This window comes from Luteibacter mycovicinus (assembly GCF_000745235.1).
In the GTDB taxonomy this organism is placed as follows: Bacteria; Pseudomonadota; Gammaproteobacteria; order Xanthomonadales; family Rhodanobacteraceae; genus Luteibacter; species Luteibacter mycovicinus.
This window is the reverse complement of the sequence record NZ_JQNL01000001.1, coordinates 2,745,319-2,761,565: the sequence shown is the minus strand read 5'-3', so window position 1 is coordinate 2,761,565 and position 16,247 is coordinate 2,745,319. Positions and strand designations below refer to the sequence as shown.

Sequence of the window (16,247 nt, the reverse complement as noted above, 5' to 3'; positions counted from 1 at the left end):
GGCGGGAAACGGCCCGCCGTACTTACCGGAAGTCGTCAGAAGTGTCCTCGATCAAGCCCAGCGCGCACCTGGCGGAAGTGCGCTACGAAATCCGCGGCGCCCTCACCCGGCGCGCCCGCGACATGGAAGCGGCCGGCCAGCCGATCATCAAACTGAACATCGGTAACCCGGGCCGCTATGGTTTTTCCACGCCCCCGCACCTGCGCGAAGCCATCGGCGCCCATCTGACCGACAGCGAGGCCTACGGGCACGAGCAGGGTCTGGAGGAAGCCCGCGAGGCCATCGTGGCCCAGCAGAAAGCGCGTGGTTCGTTCGGCGTGGACGTGGAGCGCGTGTTCATCGGCAACGGCGTCAGCGAACTCATCGACATCTCCCTGCGCGCACTCCTGCAGCCGGGCGACGAGGTGCTCCTGCCCAGCCCGGATTACCCGCTGTGGAGCGCCGCCACGATCCTCAACGACGGCAGCCCCCGCTACTACCGCTGCCTGGCCGAGAACGCGCACCTGCCCGATCCGGAAGAGATCGAGGCCCTGATCGGACCGCGCACGCGCGCCCTGGTCCTGATCAATCCGAACAATCCCACCGGCGCCGTGTATCCCGGGGCCTTGCTCGAGCGCATCGTCGACGTCGCCCGCCGCCATGGCCTGCTGTTGCTGTGCGACGAGATCTACGACGAAATCCTCTACGACGACACGCCCTTCCAGCCACTGGCGGCCGTGGCCGGCGATCACCCCTGCGTCAGCTTCGGCGGTCTGTCGAAAGTGCACCGTGCCTGCGGCTACCGGGTCGGCTGGATGAGCCTGTCAGGCGACCCGAAGCGCACCGCGGAATACCGCGACGCATTGCAGTTGCTGGCCGCGCTACGCCTTTGTGCGAACGTCACCGCGCAGTGGGCCGTGCGTCCCGCGCTGCTCGACAAGCCGACCATCGGTGAACTCACCGCGCCGGGCGGCCGCCTGCACCGCGCGCGTCAGGTGGTGCTCGACAGCGTCGCCGCCAGCCCGTTCCTGGATGTCGTGGCACCGGGCGGAGCGATCTACGCGTTTCCGCAGATCCGCGCCGACGCCATCGCGCATTTCGACGACACGGCGTTCGCGCTGCGCCTTCTCGAACAGGAAAGCGTGCTGGTCGTGCCCGGCACCAGCTTCAATCTTTCCGCCAGCCGGCACCTGCGTCTCACGCTGCTGCCCGAGCCGACGCAGTTGCAGGAGGTGTTCGTGCGGATGAACCGCGTGCTGGAGCGGATGGCCGAGGAAGCCGCACCGGTCGCGAGCGCGGTCGCCTGAGCCGTGGCGGAAGCGAGCTTCCTCGCCCTCGGCGATTCGTACACGATCGGCGAGGGCGTGCCCGAAGAAGGTCGCTGGCCGGTGCAACTGGTTGCCCGGCTGCGCGAGCATGGTGTGGCCGTGGCTGCGCCACACATCGTCGCCACTACCGGCTGGACGACGGACGAGCTGTCGTCGGCGATGGATGTCGCCGGACTGCACGGCAAGTACGGGCTGGTGACCCTGCTGATCGGGGTCAACAACCAGTACCGCGGGCGCTCATCGGTCGAATATCGCGAGCAGTTTCTTGCTCTGCTCGAACGCGCGGGCAAGCTCGCCGGCGATTCGCGCCGCGTGGTGGTCGTGTCGATTCCCGACTGGAGCGTGACGGCGTTTGCCGAGGGACGGGATCGCGCGGCGATCGGGCGTGAGATCGATGCGTTCAATGCCATTGCGCGTGACGAAACGCATCGTGCGCACGCACGCTGGGTGGATGTGACGGCCGCTTCGCGCGAGGCCGGCGCGAAGCCGGACATGCTCGTGGATGATGGCCTTCATCCTTCCGCCAGGCAGTATGGAATGTGGGTGGAGCGGATTTTTCCGCAGGCGCTCGCGGCCGTCCGCGAACTGCCAGGCTGATCGTCGGCAGGCCGCCTCCCGCCAGGCCACTCCCAACCGGCCACCGCAACCCGGAGGGAACCTGCCCCCGCGATGCATGCCCCGGATGCCCACCCGCAACACTCCTGCAACACCCACGCCATGCCCCGGTTACCTCCCGGCCCGAGACTGATCTCCCGGGACAACCCCGGAAATCGCCGCCATGGCCAAGTTCACGTGTCGCGCCGCCTTCATTTCCGACGTGCATCTGGGTACGCCGGACTGCAAGGCCGCTTATCTCCTCGATTTCCTGAAGAGCCTCGATTGCGAGCGCCTTTACCTCGTCGGGGACATCGTCGACCTGGAAGCGCTGGCCAGGCGCCACTGGTGGCACCCCGACCATAGCGCGGTGATCGCCGAACTGATCGCCATGGCCGCCCGCGGCATCCAGGTGACCTACCTCCCGGGCAACCACGACTACCAGATGCGCGGTCTCGCCGGCTCGACCATCGCCGGGATCCGGGTCGAGCTGGACGCCGTCCATGACGGTGCGGATGGCCGCCGCTACCGCGTCAGCCACGGCGACGAATACGATCCCGAACACATCGGCCGCAAGTGGATCAACTGGCTGGGCGACACCCTGCATCGCTTCATCTGCTGGGCCAACCGCCGCGTGCATGCGGTGCGCAAGCGGCTGGAACTGCCCTACATGCCGCTGTCGATCATCCTCAAGTCACACGTCGGTGCCGCACTGGCCTATATCCGCGACTACGAACAACGCGTCGCCACCGATGCCCGCGAGCGCGGGTTCGACGGGCATATCTGCGGGCACATCCACTTCGGCCACATCCGTCCGCTGGAAGGCGTGCTCTACATGAACGACGGCGACTGGGTCGAGCACTGCACCGCCCTGGTTGAGGACTTCAGCGGCGCGATGGAGCTGATTCACTGGACCGAGCGCCGCACGCCGCTGGGTCGCGCCAGCCGTGAGACGGTACTGCCCTCGCCCGAAGCCGTTCTGGGGTTCGCTCCGCTCGCCGATTGCCGGGCCAATCTGGCGGAGTTGCGGGCGGAAACGTCACTAGCAGGTTGAAAGTCACGAGAACGGGCCCATGTGCGAGGGATGCCGGTAAAATGGCCCCTTTCCTATCCGCGGTGACCCCATGGCCCTCGATACACCCACTCGCGAGCGCATCGAATCCCTCCTTTCCGAGCACGAGGTCGTGCTGTTCATGAAGGGAACGCGCCAGCAGCCGATGTGCGGTTTCTCCGCCGCGGCGACCAACACGCTCAACGACATCATCCCGACCTACCACACCGTCAACGTGCTGGAAGACCCGGAAATCCGCGAGGGCATCAAGGAGTACGGCCAGTGGCCGACGATCCCGCAGCTCTACGTCAAGGGTGAGCTGGTCGGCGGTTCGGACATCATCCGTCAGATGTACACCAGCGGCGAGCTGTACACGCTGTTCGGCGCCAGCGCGCCGGACCGTACCCCGCCGGAAATCACCATTACCGACAAGGCCGCCGAAGCCATTCGTGGCGGCATGGCCAATGCCCAGGGCCAGGCCCTGCATCTGGAAATCGGCCCGGACCACAGCGCCGGCTTCCAGCTGGCTCCGGCCGGCGACCACGACATCGTCGTCGTCGCCAGCGGTATCGAAGTGCACTTCGATCCGGGCAGCGCCCAGCGGGCCAAGGGCATCGTGATCGACTGGGTCAGCACCGTCCAGGGCGAAGGCCTCAGCCTCAAGTTCCCGGGTGCGGTCGAGATCACGTCGATCACCGTGCATCAGCTGAAGGACAAGCTCGCCGCGGGCGAGGTCATCCTCGTCGACGTGCGCCCGGCGCACGGTCGCGCCATGGCGGCCCCGCTGGCCGGCGCGCGCATTCTGGAAGACGAGGGCTACGAAGCCTTCGCCGCTCTGCCCAAGGACACGGCCATCGCCTTCATCTGCCACCACGGCATTTCCAGCCAGGCGGCGGCCGAGCGTCTGGCGGCGCACGGCTTCACCCACCTGTTCAATGTGGAAGGCGGCATGGATGCATGGGCTCGCGAGATCGACCCGACGGTTCCGCGTTACTGATCGCGTTCGACAGCGAAGAAAAAGGCGCCCCTCTCGCGAGGGGCGCCTTTTTCTTTAGGTACCCGCCGCAGCGAGCTTTTTACACGCGCTGCGAGCGGGCTTTTTCCCCGGATGCGTCGCCTCAGAAAGCGACGCGCACACCGGCAGTCACACCGTATGCCGTCCGGCCCGAACCCTGTTCGGCGGTGAGGCCGCCGTAGAGGTAGGTGTTGCGGGCAAGGCGCATCGTACCGTTCGCGTTGAACTGCACGAAACCGCGGCCCGCATCCGGCGCCTTGGTTTCGAACTGTTCGCCGGCGAGCTGGGCGCGTACCGTCGGATCGAGCAGCTTGCCCGAATCCACGCCGCCGGCGACACCGACGCGCCAGGTCAGCTCGGAGGCGAGCGGATCGTTCGCGTTCGAGCCGGCGGTCACGCCCACGAGGGCACGGGTGCCGGTCACGGACAGCTTGTCCAGCGACAGCGCCGCCGGCGACGTGCCCGTCTCGTTCACCGCGTCACGTTCCACCTTCTGCCAGATCACACCGGCATACGGCTCGATGCGCAGGCCACCGGCATTCATCGGAAGGCGCGCCGTGAGGCTGGCCATCGTGTCATGACCATCCGTGCGCGTCTCGAGCGAACCATTGCCGAACGGATCCATGCGACGGCTCGACCAGTCGTCCGAACCGTAGGACACGACACCGTCGACGATGACGGCACCGGCCTTCTGCTGGGCGTAGATCAGGCCGGCGTTGCCGCGGATGGTGCCCTGGCCGCCGGTGGCGATGATGTTGCTCTCGCCATGCGACGCGCCCACACCGATGACCGTGGTGTCGTTCGTGAATACGTCTACGCCCGCGGTGACGTGGCTGGTGCTGGCGTTGTAGCCGGAGCCCTGGTTGTCGGCGACAAAGCGCTGGCCGTCCTGGGTCACGTTTGCCCAGACCTTGTTGGCCGGATTGGTCGTGTCGGTGCCCAGGTGATCGAAGGCATCGCGGTTGAGCGCCAGACCCATGCCGCGTGCTGCGGCCGCCTGGTCGGCGTGCACTTCGCCGGCCATCGCCTTGACGGTGTCGGCGATGCGACCGGTATCGAGCGCACCGATGGCGTTGACGACAGCGGTATAGGCCGCGCCGTTGCCGGCGATCTGCGCATCCACCGCGCGGTCCAGCGCACCGGCCAGCGCCAGCGTATTGCGCGTGGTACCCGTGCCGAGGAACTCGCTGTACGCCTTCGGCACGACGCGCAGGTCGATGCTGTTGCTGTTGGCGAGGTTGTAGAAGGCCAGGAAGCGCGTGTTCGCGGGCAGGCCGACGCTCGGCTGGTCGAGGCTGCTGAAGCGTCCGACGATGCCGCCTTCGGCGGTGACGATACGGTAGGTATCGCCCAGCGTCGGCGTGAAGGTATTGCTCGCGTCACCGGTGATGCCGCGAAGCAGCGGTGCCAGCGTGCCATTGGCGATGAACTGATGACCCGCGCCTACCACGAGCAAACGGGAGTAGTTGCCTGCGCCCGTGCCGGTTCCCTTGCCATCGATGTCAGCTTCGAAGGTGCTGCCCGCATTCATCGTCACCGTACCGTTGACGGTCAGCGTACCCGGCGAGTTACCCGGTGCCAGGCGCCCTGTCACGTTGACGGGACCGTTGATGACACCGACGCCACGCAGCGTGCCGATCGCGTCGACATTGACGAAGCTGCTGTTGAGCGTGCCGTTCGCGCGGAGGGTACCGTTCTGCACGCAGGTACCCTGGTCGAGCGACGCCTTGCCGGTGAGGCTCAGTGCACCGGCGCCGCTCTTGATGAAGCAACCCGAGGCGCCACTGGTGTTGATGTCGCCCGACAGCACGGTGGTGGTGCCGGCGGAGACATTCACGCCTGAGTTGCCGCTGACCAGGACCGTCTGACCCGTACCGAGGGTCGCATAGGTCTGCAGCGTGCCACCTTGCAGGATGATGTCGCCGGTGCCGAGCGACGAACCGCTGTCGATGCGGATGGTGCCGCCGTTGACCAGTGTGCCGCCCGTGAAGCTGTTGTTGCCGCTGACGATCAGCGTGCCGCCACCGAGCTTGGTCAGCGTGCCGTTGCCCGAGATGCTGCCCGTCTGGCTGAGCGTGGCCCCGATGTCCGTGGTGATCGAGCCGCCGCCGTTGTCGATGACGATGTTGCGCGCGGTAGTGATGCTCGAGGTCACCGTCAGGTTGCCGCCGTTGAGCGTGACGGCATTGGCGGCATCACCCAGGTTGGCATCGCTGGCGATGCTCAGCGTGCCGCCGTTGATCACGGTTCCGCCGGTGTAGGTGTTGTTGCCCGAGAGCACCAACGTGCCTTCGTTGACGGTCGTGCCGCCGGTATGCGAGGCGACGCCGGTGATCGAGAGCGTACCTTCGCCGTTCTTGACCAGTCCGCCGTTGCCGACAACTGCGCCCGCGGCGGTGAACGAGGTGCCGGCGTCGCTGACGACGGTGGCATTGCCGGCGAGGTTGAGCGTGCGCTGGGTGACGATGTTACCGGTGGTGTGCAGCGAGCCGCCGTTGAAGGTCAGGCCGGATGTCGATGCGCCGAGGTTGGTGTCGGACGCGATCTGCAGCGTGCCGGCGTCGATCGTGGTCGCACCCGTGTACGTGTTGTCGCCGCTGAGAATCAGGGTGCCGTCGCCCTTCTTCGTGACGCCACCGTTGCCGGAAACCGTACCCGATGTCGCGAAGCTCGCACCGGCATCCGTCGCGATGACCGCGTCGGCGTTCACCGTGACGGCGCGCGCACCGCTTACGTCGCCGGTGGCGTGCAGCGTGCCGCCGTTGAAGACCAGGGCGTCCGACGTATTGCCGAGGTTCGCGTCGCTGCCGACCTGCAGCGTGCCGCCGTTGAGCGTGGTGCCGCCGGTGTAGCTGTTGTTGCCCGTCAGAACCAGCGTACCGTCGTTGATCGTGGTACCGCCGGTGTGCGACGCCGTGCCATCGATCTCGAGCGTGCCGCTGCCGTTCTTCACCAGACCGCCGTTGCCGCCGACGTTGCCCGTCGTGGCAAACGTGGCGCCCTGATCGATGGCGAACGCACCGCCGTTCACCGTGACGTTGCGGGCCGAAGCGACATCGCCCGTCGCCTGCAGCGTGCCACCGGCTAGCGTGATGGCGCCGGTTGCGGCACCGAGCGCCGCGTCGTTACCGATCTGCACCGTGCCGCCGTTCACGGAGGTACCACCGGTGTACGTGTTGGCGCCCCCGAGGACCAGGGTACCCGTGCCGGATGCCACCAGACCGCCCTGGCCCTGCACCGTGCCGTTGAGCGCTACCGTCTTCCCGCCGTCGACGACGAGGTCGGCATCGGAACCGGCGGTCGTGTCGACCGTGCGCGCCGTCGTGGTATCGCCGGTCACGTGCAACTGGCCGCCCTGGAAGACGACATGGTTGGCGGCGTCACCGAGGTTGGCGTCGCTGGCGATCTGAAGCGTGCCGTCGTTGAGGGTGTTGGCACCCTCGTAGGTGTTGTTGCCCGACAGGACCAGCGTGCCGTCGTTGACCGTCACGCCACCGCCCTGGCTGAGCGTGCCGGACATCGCGAGCGTGCCTTCGCCATTCTTGATCAAGGCTCCGGCACCGTTGACGGTACCCGAGGTGCTGAAGGTGGTTCCTGCGTCGACATCGACGCCGCCCGCACCGCCCGTTGTGACGTCACGCGTGCTGGTGATGTCGGCGGTCGAGTGCAGGGTGCCGCCGAACAGGCCGATGGCGCCGCCCGCTGCGCCGAGACTGGCGTCGGAAGAGATCTGCAGGACGCCACCGTTGATCGCGGTGCCGCCGGTGTAGGTATTCGTTCCGGCAAGCACGATCGTGCCCGCGCCCTGCGTGTTCAACGTACCGCTGCCGGACACGACGCCCGTCGATGTGAGCGTGGTGCCCGTGCTGGCACCGAGGCTGCTACCCGCGCTGCCGACCGTCACGTCGCGCGCCGTGGCGAAGCTTCCGGTCGCGATCAGCGCGCCGCCGTCGAGATCGACCTGGTTCGCGGACGCGCCGAGGTTGTTATCGCGAGACACGAGGACGGTCGCACCGGTGTTGATGGTCGTGTCGCCGGTATAGGTATTGGTGCCGCCCAGGGAAAGCACGCCACCGTTCGCGGTCACGCCACCGGCCTGCGAGGCGACGCCGTCGACGATCAGGGTGCCGCCGCCGTTCTTGATCAGGCCACCGGTACCGCTGACGCTTCCGGTCGAGGTCAGCTGCTGACCGCCGTCCACCGCGATGGCGCCACCGGCCACGTGGATGTCGCGTGCCGTGCTACCCGTGCCGGTCGCTTCGAGCGTACCGCCGTTGAGGGTCAGGCTGCCCGCCGCGTCGCCGAGGTTGGCGTCGCTGGCGAAAGCGAGCGTGCCGTCGTTGACCGTGGTACCGCCACTGTAGGTGTTGCTGCCAGTCAGGACCTGCGTGTTGCTGCCATTCTTGATCAGGCCGCCGGTACCGGAAAGCACGCCGCCGTACGTGGTGGACGCGCCGTTGCCGCTGAGGGTCAGGGTCGTGCCTTCGAGATCGATACCGCCGTCGCCAGCAAGGCCTGCGACCGTCTGCGTGGCGTTGTTCATCGTTACGGCGGAGCCGGTGTCGACGTTCAGTATGCCGGTGCCGAGGTTCCCGCTGCTGGCGACGATCAGGTCGCCCCCGGCGACATGGGTGCCGCCGGTGTAGGTATTCGTGCCGGACAGCGTGAGCGTGCCCGTGCCCGTTTTGGTCAGCGAACCGGTGCCCGAGATGCTGTTGGAGACATCGGTATCGTAGGTCTGCAGGTCGAACGTGCCGCCATTGGCGCCAAGCGTGACGTTGCGCCCGCTGTTCAGGTCGAAATCCGCACCCCACTGCAGGCTGCCGCCATTGAACTTGAGGTCGTTGCTCGTATCGCCCAGGGCCGCATCGGACAGCACGTTAATCGCGCCACCGTTGAGGTCGATCTCGCCGACGGACGTGTTGTCGCCGCGCAGATTGAGCGTACCTTCACCCTGCTTGATGAGCGCGCCGCGGCCATCCATCTCGCCGGTGAGCGTGAGGTTGTGGCCGTTGGTGTCGAACGTGCCGTTGTTGTTCGTGATGCTGACGATCTGGCTCATGGTGCCGTCGGCGGTGTTCTTCACCGTGCCGCCGTCCATGATCAACGGATCGATCGCATAGGTCTGGTCGACGACCTGGCCGGCCACCACGTGCGGTGCCGTGCTGAGGTCGGCATTGATGATCGTGATCGTGCTCGACAGGATCACGTTGTCGATCGGTGCCCAGACCTGGGTCGGGTTGGCGATGGGGATATAGGTGAAGGTGTAGGTACCGTGCACCAGGTTATTGAAGGTCACGCCCTGCCAGTTCGCGATGACCTGATTTGGCGTACCGATGAGCTTGGTGCCGTCCGAGAAGAAGTTCGTGTCGCCGTCGACCAGGCCGGCCGGCTTGGTGCCGGTCAGGATGTTGAACGAGACGGTCTGGTCGAAGCCGGCGGTGGAGGTGAGGTGGAGCGAACCTTCCGTGTACGTCGCTTCGTCGGACTGATGGTACGTGCCGTAATAGAACGACAGCGAGTTGTTGCCCGAATTCGTGTAGCCGATGGACGTCGTGTGCGCGAAAGCGCCAGTCGTCCCGGCCAGGGCGAGCAGTACACCAGCCGCCAGGCGGCCCGTGGTGGTGGCGATCGCGGAGCCGCCGCCGGTGGAGCGTGCGCCCTTGGCGCGCGAACGGCAAAGTTCAGAGGCGACCACGAACTGATTAAGTGCGCGATTCCATACGATGCGAAAAACTCTGTTCAAAACGGCGATCTCCTGAATTTTGGGTGCGACAGGCCGTCACGGTTCCGTGGAACTGCGCTAGGTAAAGACGGCTGGATGCCAATGCGGCGGCTTCCCCTGTACGGAGAAGGATCAGAGCAAAGTGTGTGCCAACACCAATGAGATGTAATTTCGGCAAGACGTGAAGAAAATGTGGCGACACATAACAGAAATGAGAACCTGTGCACAGATTCCATGTGTGACGACGTGTAGTGCCTCATCGCGGCACGATCTGTCGCGCTGCGTCACCCATCCGGCCAGCCACGCGGCATGCGCAGGCTCGCCCCGCCAGACCGGGCGGACCCGATCGATGCAGACTCGATGATTACCGGAGCGATCTGCCTCTAGTGGACGCCGGGTGTCGTCGACAGTGGCGTCAGCGCGTCGCCATGAGCGCGAGTACGGTCGCCACTTCCACCATCTCCACCATCGCCCCGGCGGTATCGCCGGTGAAGCCGCCAAGGCGAATCACGCACGCGCGCCGCCAGCAGGCGCCGACGACGAGGCCGACGCCGATTGCGATGGCGCCCCGCGCGCCGAAGCAGGCGGCGACGGCCACCGCGATGAAGAATGACGCCCAGCAGCCGGTGGCCGAAGCGCCGCGCAAGGCATCGCCCATCCCGCCCTTGCGGACATACGGCGTGGTGAGAAACAGGCCGACCAGCGCCGCGCGCCCCAGCAGGGGCGGCAGCACCAGTAACAAGGGATCGGCCAGCGAGGCCAGCGCCGAGAATTTGAGCAACAGGACGAGCACCAGAGCGACGATGGCCGCCGGCCCGCTGCGCGGATCCTTCATGATCGTCAGGGTGCGTTCGCGATCGCCCATTCCGCCGATCCACGCGTCGGCGCTGTCGGCAAGGCCGTCCAGATGCAGGGCACCGGTGAGCGCGACCCAGAGCAGAAGCAGGACGGCGGCTACGGGTAGCGTCGCCCATCGCTGCGCCACGAGGGCCAGCGCGCTGAGCGCCAGGCCGATCACCAGTCCCACGAAGGGGTACCACTTCAGCGAAGCGGCCTGTTCGCGCTCACCCATCGCCACGCGGGGCATCGGGATGCGCGTGAGGAAGGCGAACGCGGTCACGAGTCCGCGCATTACGGTGTCCAGGCGATGCGGTGCAGCGACGCGTGCGGAACGTCGATGCCCGCCATGTCACCGAAGCAGCGATGTTCCGCCACGCAACGGAGCAGGCGAATCGCACCGCCGTGGGTCACGACGAGCACGCGCGCATCGCTCGCCTCTACCGCGATGTCGTCGAGCGCCGCCGACAGTCGCTCGCGAAAGGCGTCGAATGTTTCCGCACCCGGGGGCGGATGCATCACGGGGTCGGCCCAGAAGCGGCCGAGCGCATCGCCGTCCGTCTCCGCGATCGTCTCGACAGGCACGCCCTGCCAGTCGCCGAAGTGATACTCCACAAGCCGCGTATCGATGCGCAGCGGCAGACCGCGCCGTTCGGCCAGTTCGGTCGCGAAACGCGAGCAGCGCGCCATCGACGAGCAGACGATGCGATCCCACTGATGGCCCAGCACCGCATCGCGGAGTTGTTGCCAGCCCAGCTCGGTCAGGGGATCGTCCAGCTGCCCGCGATAGCTTCGCTGGCCGGTGTCGCCATGGCGCAGCAGATCGATGCTCATGCCTCGGACACTCCGGCCTCGGCGAAGGTCGCCATCGAACCGTGCAGGGTGCAGGCCAGACGCAGCAGCGGGACGGCCAACGCAGCGCCACTGGCTTCGCCCAGCCGCAACTGCAGGTCGAGCAACGGCTCGCCACCCAGCGCGGCGAGCACGCCCGCGTGGCCGCGCTCCTGTGAGCGATGCGCAAACATCAGCCATGGGCGCACATCCGGGCGCAACGCGACGGCCGCGAGCGCGGCCACGGAGGTGATGAAGCCATCGACGAGCACCGGCATGCCATGCTGAGCCGCGGCGATGAAGGCGCCGGTCAAGGCGGCGATTTCGAAACCGCCCAGACAGCGCAGGCATTCGAGCGGCGAGATGGCTGCCGCGTTGGCACGCAGCGCGCGCTCGATCGTCGCGGCCTTGCGTGCGATGCCCGCCTGGTCGAGTCCGGTGCCGGCGCCCACGAGCACATCGGGCGATTCACCCAGCAAGGCGCAGGCAAGCGCGCTGGCGACCGCCGTATTGCCGATACCCATGTCACCGCCGATGAAGACCTGCGCATCGGCGGCGACCGCGCGCTCGACACTACGTACGCCAGTGATCAGCGCCGCGTCGAGCTGGGCATCCGTCATGGCCGGCCCCTCGGCGATATTGGCGGTCGACGGCGCGATGATTTCACGGCGTACGCCGGCGACGTCGCCCGGATCGTTGACCGTTCCGAGGCTGACGACATCGAGGGTGGCGTTGAGCGCCCTCGCCAGCACGGATATCGCGGCGCCGCCGAGCGCGAAGTTACGCAGCATCTCGCCGGTGACCACCTGCGGGAACGCGGAGACACCTTCGACCGCCACGCCATGGTCACCGGCGAACACCGCGATCCAGACCACGTCGACGCGAGGACGCTCACGCCCCTGCAGCGCGGCGAGTTGTACGGCGAGCGATTCCAGTCTACCCAACGAGCCAGGCGGCTTGGTCAGCGTCGCCTGGCGCAAGGTCGCCGCCTCGGCGGCGGCGGCATCGGGGACCCGTGCGGGTGTGGCGAGCCAGTGCTTCATGGCAGGGTTCCTTTCAAAGCGAGAGGCAGGCCGGCGACGGTAAACAACACGCGATCGCAGCGCTGGGCCAGTGACTGGTGAAGCCGACCGGCTTCGTCGACAAACCGGCGGCTCAGCGCGCCCATGGGAGTGACACCCAGACCGACTTCATTGCTCACGAACAGAATGTCGCCCGGCAACGTCGCCACCGTGGCCAGCAGCGCCTCGTGCTCACTGCCGAAATGACGACCGTCGTCGATGCCCAGCAGATTGGACAGCCACAAGGTGAGGCAATCGACGAGTACGCAGCGATGCTCCGCCGCGTGCTCCCGAAGGACGCGGGCGAGCATCAGCGGCTCTTCCACGGAGGTCCACGACGCGGGCCGCCGTGCGCGGTGATGCGCGATGCGTTCGGCCATCTCCAGGTCGAGCGCCTGCGCGGTGGCCACGTACACCACATCGCGGCCGGACGCGCTGGCCAGTCTCTCCGCCAGCGCACTCTTGCCGGAGCGGGCTCCGCCCAGAATCAGGGTCTGCATGCATCGAGTCCAAAAAGTCGGGTGAGTACCGCCGTATTCATATGCGCGTCTATCGTGTCGGCCAGGCGGTCGATCGTCGCCTCGCGTAACGCGCCGAGGTCGAAGGGCGCCGACCCATCGAGACCCGCGTGTCCCAGCCATGCGCGCAACGCATCCGGGTGATCGAACAGCCCGTGCAGGTAGGTGCCGATGACGCGTCCATCGTCGGAGCGCGCGCCGTCGTCGCGCCCGTCGTCCAGCACGACGGCGGGACGCTTCATCCCCGCGCCGGTGCTTACACCGCAGTGAATCTCGTAACCGATGACGGTGGCATCGCTGCCACTCACCTGGCCGCTGACGATGCGCAACTGTTTGGCGGGCGCCAGTGTCGTTTCGAGGTCGAGCAGGCCGAGCCCGCTGCTAGAACCCGCGGCCCCTTCGACGCCAAGCGGGTCGTGCACCGCGTGGCCGAGCATCTGCATACCGCCGCAGATGCCGATGACGTGGCCGCCGTAACGGACGTGCCGGAGGATGGCCTGGTCCCAGCCCTGAGACCGCAGCCATGCCAGATCCGCGCGGGTGGACTTCGATCCGGGCAGGACGATCAGGTCGCATGCCGGAAAGCTCTCGCCCGGCCCGACGAAGACACATGCCACATCGGGATGCAGGCGCAGCGCGTCCAGATCGGTGTGATTGCTGATCCGTGGAAGCGCGGGCACGGCCACACGCAGGCGCGCGTGCTCGCGACGCACCCGGTCCCGCGGCAAGGCGTCTTCGGCTTCCAGCACCATGCCGTGAAGATAGGGCAGGACGCCCAGTACCGGCTTGCCTGTTTCACGCTCCAGCCAGTCGAGACCGGGCTGGAGCAGCGCGATATCGCCGCGAAAGCGATTGATGACGAAGCCCGCCACGCGGTTACGCTCGCTCTCCGACAGCAAAGCCAGCGTGCCGACGAGATGGGCGAAGACGCCACCACGATCGATGTCGGCCACCAGAATGACAGGACAGTCGACCGCCTCGGCGTACCCCATATTGGCGATATCGCGATCGCGCAGGTTGATCTCGGCCGGGCTCCCGGCACCTTCGACAACGATCGCCGCATAGGCGTCGGCGAGTCGCGCATGCGATGCGAGCACCGCGTCCATCGCGACACGCTTGTACGCGTGATAACCGACGGCGTCCATGTTGCCGACGGGGTGTCCGTGGACGATCACCTGCGCACCGGTGTCGCTGTTCGGCTTGAGCAGGACGGGGTTGAAATCGGTATGCGGCATGACGCCCGCCGCCTGCGCCTGCACCGCCTGTGCGCGACCGATCTCGCCGCCATCGACCGTGACGGCGGAGTTCAAAGCCATGTTCTGCGGCTTGAACGGCGCGACCACGACACCGCGGCGGCGCAGCCAGCGGCACAGCGCGGCGACGACGGTGCTCTTGCCCGCGTCGGACGTGCAACCCTGCACCATGAGTACGCGCGCGTTCAAGCCATCACCTCGGCCAGTGCCACATCGAGGCACTCGAAACCGACCTCGTCGCCTGGCAGGCCGAAACGCAGCGCCGGCGGATTGTCGAAGCGGCGGGTGAGGATGGCACGCGTCGCGAGGGCGTCGTGAAGACGAGCGGCGTCGGGATGGCGACAATACTGAAAGAGATCGCAGCCACCATCGGGACGCAGTCCGTGCTCCGTCAGCAACGCAACCAGCCGCGCACTGTCTTCGCGCAGCCGCGCGCGCATCGTGATCTGCCAGTCGACGTCGGTCAGCGCCGCCTTCACGACGTGGCGCGTCGGCCCGCTCAGCGTCCACGGCCCCAGACATTCACGCAGTGCCTCCAGCAGGCCCGGCGACGACGCGACAAACCCCGCGCGCACACCTGCGAGGCCGAAGAACTTACCCACCGAGCGCAAGACGATCAGGCTGTCGCATGCCGCGGCACACAGCGTGCCGTTCGGTCGCGTGTCGACGAACGCCTCGTCGACGATCAACCAGCCACCGCGCGACGCGAGCGATGCGTGCAACGCGAGCAGCGCCTCGCGACGGAACCGGTCGCCGCCAGGGTTGTTGGGATGAATGAGCACGATCACGTCGAAGTCGGCGGCGCGTTCGAACAATGCATCCGCCGGACACTCGCGGACGTCGTGACCGTGTTGCCGCCACGCATGCGCATGCTCGTTGTAGCCCGGCGAGATCACGCCCACACGCGAGCGTGACCGCATGCGCGGCAACGCCATGATCGCCGCCTGCGAGCCGGGAACGGCCAGAAGATGCGGCGCCGCGTAGTAGGCGCGGGCCACGTGCATGAGCCCGTCGTCGTCCTCGGGCAACCGGTGCCATGCCTCGGCCGGTACGGCAGGCACGGGATAGGCATACGGGCTGATGCCCGTCGACAGATCGAGCCAGCGTTCGCGTGGAATGCCGTGCTGTGTCACCGCACGGGCCAGACGTCCGCCATGCTCAAGCATGAGCGGCTACTCCAGCCACGAGTGCGAGACCGATCCAGATCGCTGCGCCCCGATCGACGAGACGCAGGGCGCGTCGTATAGAGGTGGCGTCGGGCGCATCCCCGGTACCGAGGACAGGACGGTCTTCCCACTGACCGTGGTATGGCGCGGGCCCACCCAGTCGGACGTTCAGCGCGCCCGCACCGGCGGCCATCACCGGGCCGGCGTTGGGGCTGTCCCACAACGGTGCCTGCGTCGCCCAGCAACGACGTGCCGTCGTGAATTCGCCCGCCAGTGCATACGTCAGCGCGGTGAGCCTTGCGGAGATGAACCCGAGCACGTCGTCGATACGCGCCGCCGCCCAGCCGAAGCGCAGGTAGCGCGGCGTCCGGTAGCCCCACATCGCATCCAGCGTATTCGCCAGACGGAACACCAGCACGCCCGGCGCGCCCAGCAACAGAAACCAGAACAGCGCACCGAAGACGGCGTCGTGGCCGTTCTCGAGGACGGATTCCGTCGCGGCGGCGGCCACACGCGAGGCATCCAGGGCCTCCGTATCGCGGCTGACCATTCGACCGACCGCCTGCCGCGCCGCACCGATATCGGCCGCGCTCAGCGCATCGGCGACGGGCAACGCGTGCTCCGCGAGGCTGCGCCGACCCACGGCGAGATACAGCACCACCGTATCGATGACAAACCCGGGCGCGGCGGGCATCCCGTATCGGATCAGCGCGAGCAGTCCGACCAGCGGAAGCACCGCCAGGCACCAGGCCAGGACGCCCCGGGGGCGGCGACCGGCATAAAGCTGTCGCTCGATCCATTGAGCGAGATGGCCGAAGCCGACCAGCGGATGCGCGCGTCGTGGCTCGCCCCACCATGCATCGAGCAGCAGCGCCGCGAGCATCGCGAA

12 protein-coding genes are annotated in these 16,247 nt (G+C 67.2%); 4 read left to right on the top strand and 8 right to left on the bottom strand.

Features of this window, described 5'->3' with window-relative positions; genetic code table 11:
• Positions 1-41: 41 nt before the first annotated feature.
• The 4 genes from FA85_RS12065 (at position 42) to grxD (ending at position 3,949) form a co-directional block, all read left to right on the top strand.
• Complete coding sequence (locus FA85_RS12065; protein WP_036116445.1) at positions 42-1,286, top strand: aminotransferase class I/II-fold pyridoxal phosphate-dependent enzyme; 1,245 nt, start codon at positions 42-44, stop codon at positions 1,284-1,286.
• Positions 1,287-1,289: 3 nt separating this feature from the next.
• Positions 1,290-1,904 (top strand): SGNH/GDSL hydrolase family protein, encoded by a 615-nt coding sequence (locus FA85_RS12060; protein ID WP_036116447.1) that lies wholly within the window; start codon positions 1,290-1,292, stop codon positions 1,902-1,904.
• Positions 1,905-2,085: 181 nt separating this feature from the next.
• Positions 2,086-2,955 (top strand): UDP-2,3-diacylglucosamine diphosphatase, encoded by an 870-nt coding sequence (locus FA85_RS12055; RefSeq protein ID WP_036116449.1) that lies wholly within the window; start codon positions 2,086-2,088, stop codon positions 2,953-2,955.
• Between the two features lie 70 nt (positions 2,956-3,025).
• Positions 3,026-3,949 carry a Grx4 family monothiol glutaredoxin gene (grxD, locus tag FA85_RS12050; RefSeq protein WP_036116451.1) on the top strand — a complete coding sequence of 308 codons (924 nt, stop codon included), beginning with the start codon at positions 3,026-3,028 and terminating at the stop codon, positions 3,947-3,949.
• A gap of 121 nt (positions 3,950-4,070) precedes the next feature.
• Here the strand turns inward: grxD and FA85_RS12045 are convergent, their stop codons facing one another.
• From FA85_RS12045 to cbiB, 8 genes are all read right to left on the bottom strand, one after another.
• Positions 4,071-9,713, bottom strand: a complete 5,643-nt coding sequence (locus FA85_RS12045) for an autotransporter-associated beta strand repeat-containing protein (RefSeq protein WP_036116452.1) — start codon at positions 9,711-9,713, stop codon at positions 4,071-4,073.
• Between the two features lie 394 nt (positions 9,714-10,107).
• Entirely contained in the window at positions 10,108-10,824 is a 717-nt protein-coding gene (locus FA85_RS12040) for an adenosylcobinamide-GDP ribazoletransferase (RefSeq protein ID WP_036116454.1), read from the bottom strand.
• Entirely contained in the window at positions 10,824-11,363 is a 540-nt protein-coding gene (locus FA85_RS12035; RefSeq protein ID WP_036116455.1) for a histidine phosphatase family protein, read from the bottom strand. Before FA85_RS12035 ends, FA85_RS12040 begins: the two co-directional genes overlap by 1 nt.
• A complete protein-coding gene (gene cobT, locus FA85_RS12030; protein ID WP_036116457.1) occupies positions 11,360-12,403 on the bottom strand; it encodes a nicotinate-nucleotide--dimethylbenzimidazole phosphoribosyltransferase in 1,044 nt (347 codons plus the stop codon). The genes FA85_RS12035 and cobT overlap by 4 nt, the downstream gene beginning before the upstream one ends.
• Positions 12,400-12,921 (bottom strand): bifunctional adenosylcobinamide kinase/adenosylcobinamide-phosphate guanylyltransferase, encoded by a 522-nt coding sequence (cobU, locus tag FA85_RS12025; protein ID WP_036116459.1) that lies wholly within the window; start codon positions 12,919-12,921, stop codon positions 12,400-12,402. Before cobU ends, cobT begins: the two co-directional genes overlap by 4 nt.
• Positions 12,909-14,381 (bottom strand): cobyric acid synthase, encoded by a 1,473-nt coding sequence (locus FA85_RS12020; protein ID WP_036116461.1) that lies wholly within the window; start codon positions 14,379-14,381, stop codon positions 12,909-12,911. The genes cobU and FA85_RS12020 overlap by 13 nt, the downstream gene beginning before the upstream one ends.
• Positions 14,378-15,358, bottom strand: a complete 981-nt coding sequence (cobD, locus tag FA85_RS12015) for a threonine-phosphate decarboxylase CobD (RefSeq protein WP_036116462.1) — start codon at positions 15,356-15,358, stop codon at positions 14,378-14,380. Before cobD ends, FA85_RS12020 begins: the two co-directional genes overlap by 4 nt.
• Positions 15,351-16,241: an adenosylcobinamide-phosphate synthase CbiB gene (gene cbiB / locus FA85_RS12010; protein WP_051944310.1), complete on the bottom strand. Its 891-nt coding sequence runs from the start codon at positions 16,239-16,241 to the stop codon at positions 15,351-15,353. The genes cobD and cbiB overlap by 8 nt, the downstream gene beginning before the upstream one ends.
• Between the last annotated feature and the right edge of the window lie 6 nt (positions 16,242-16,247).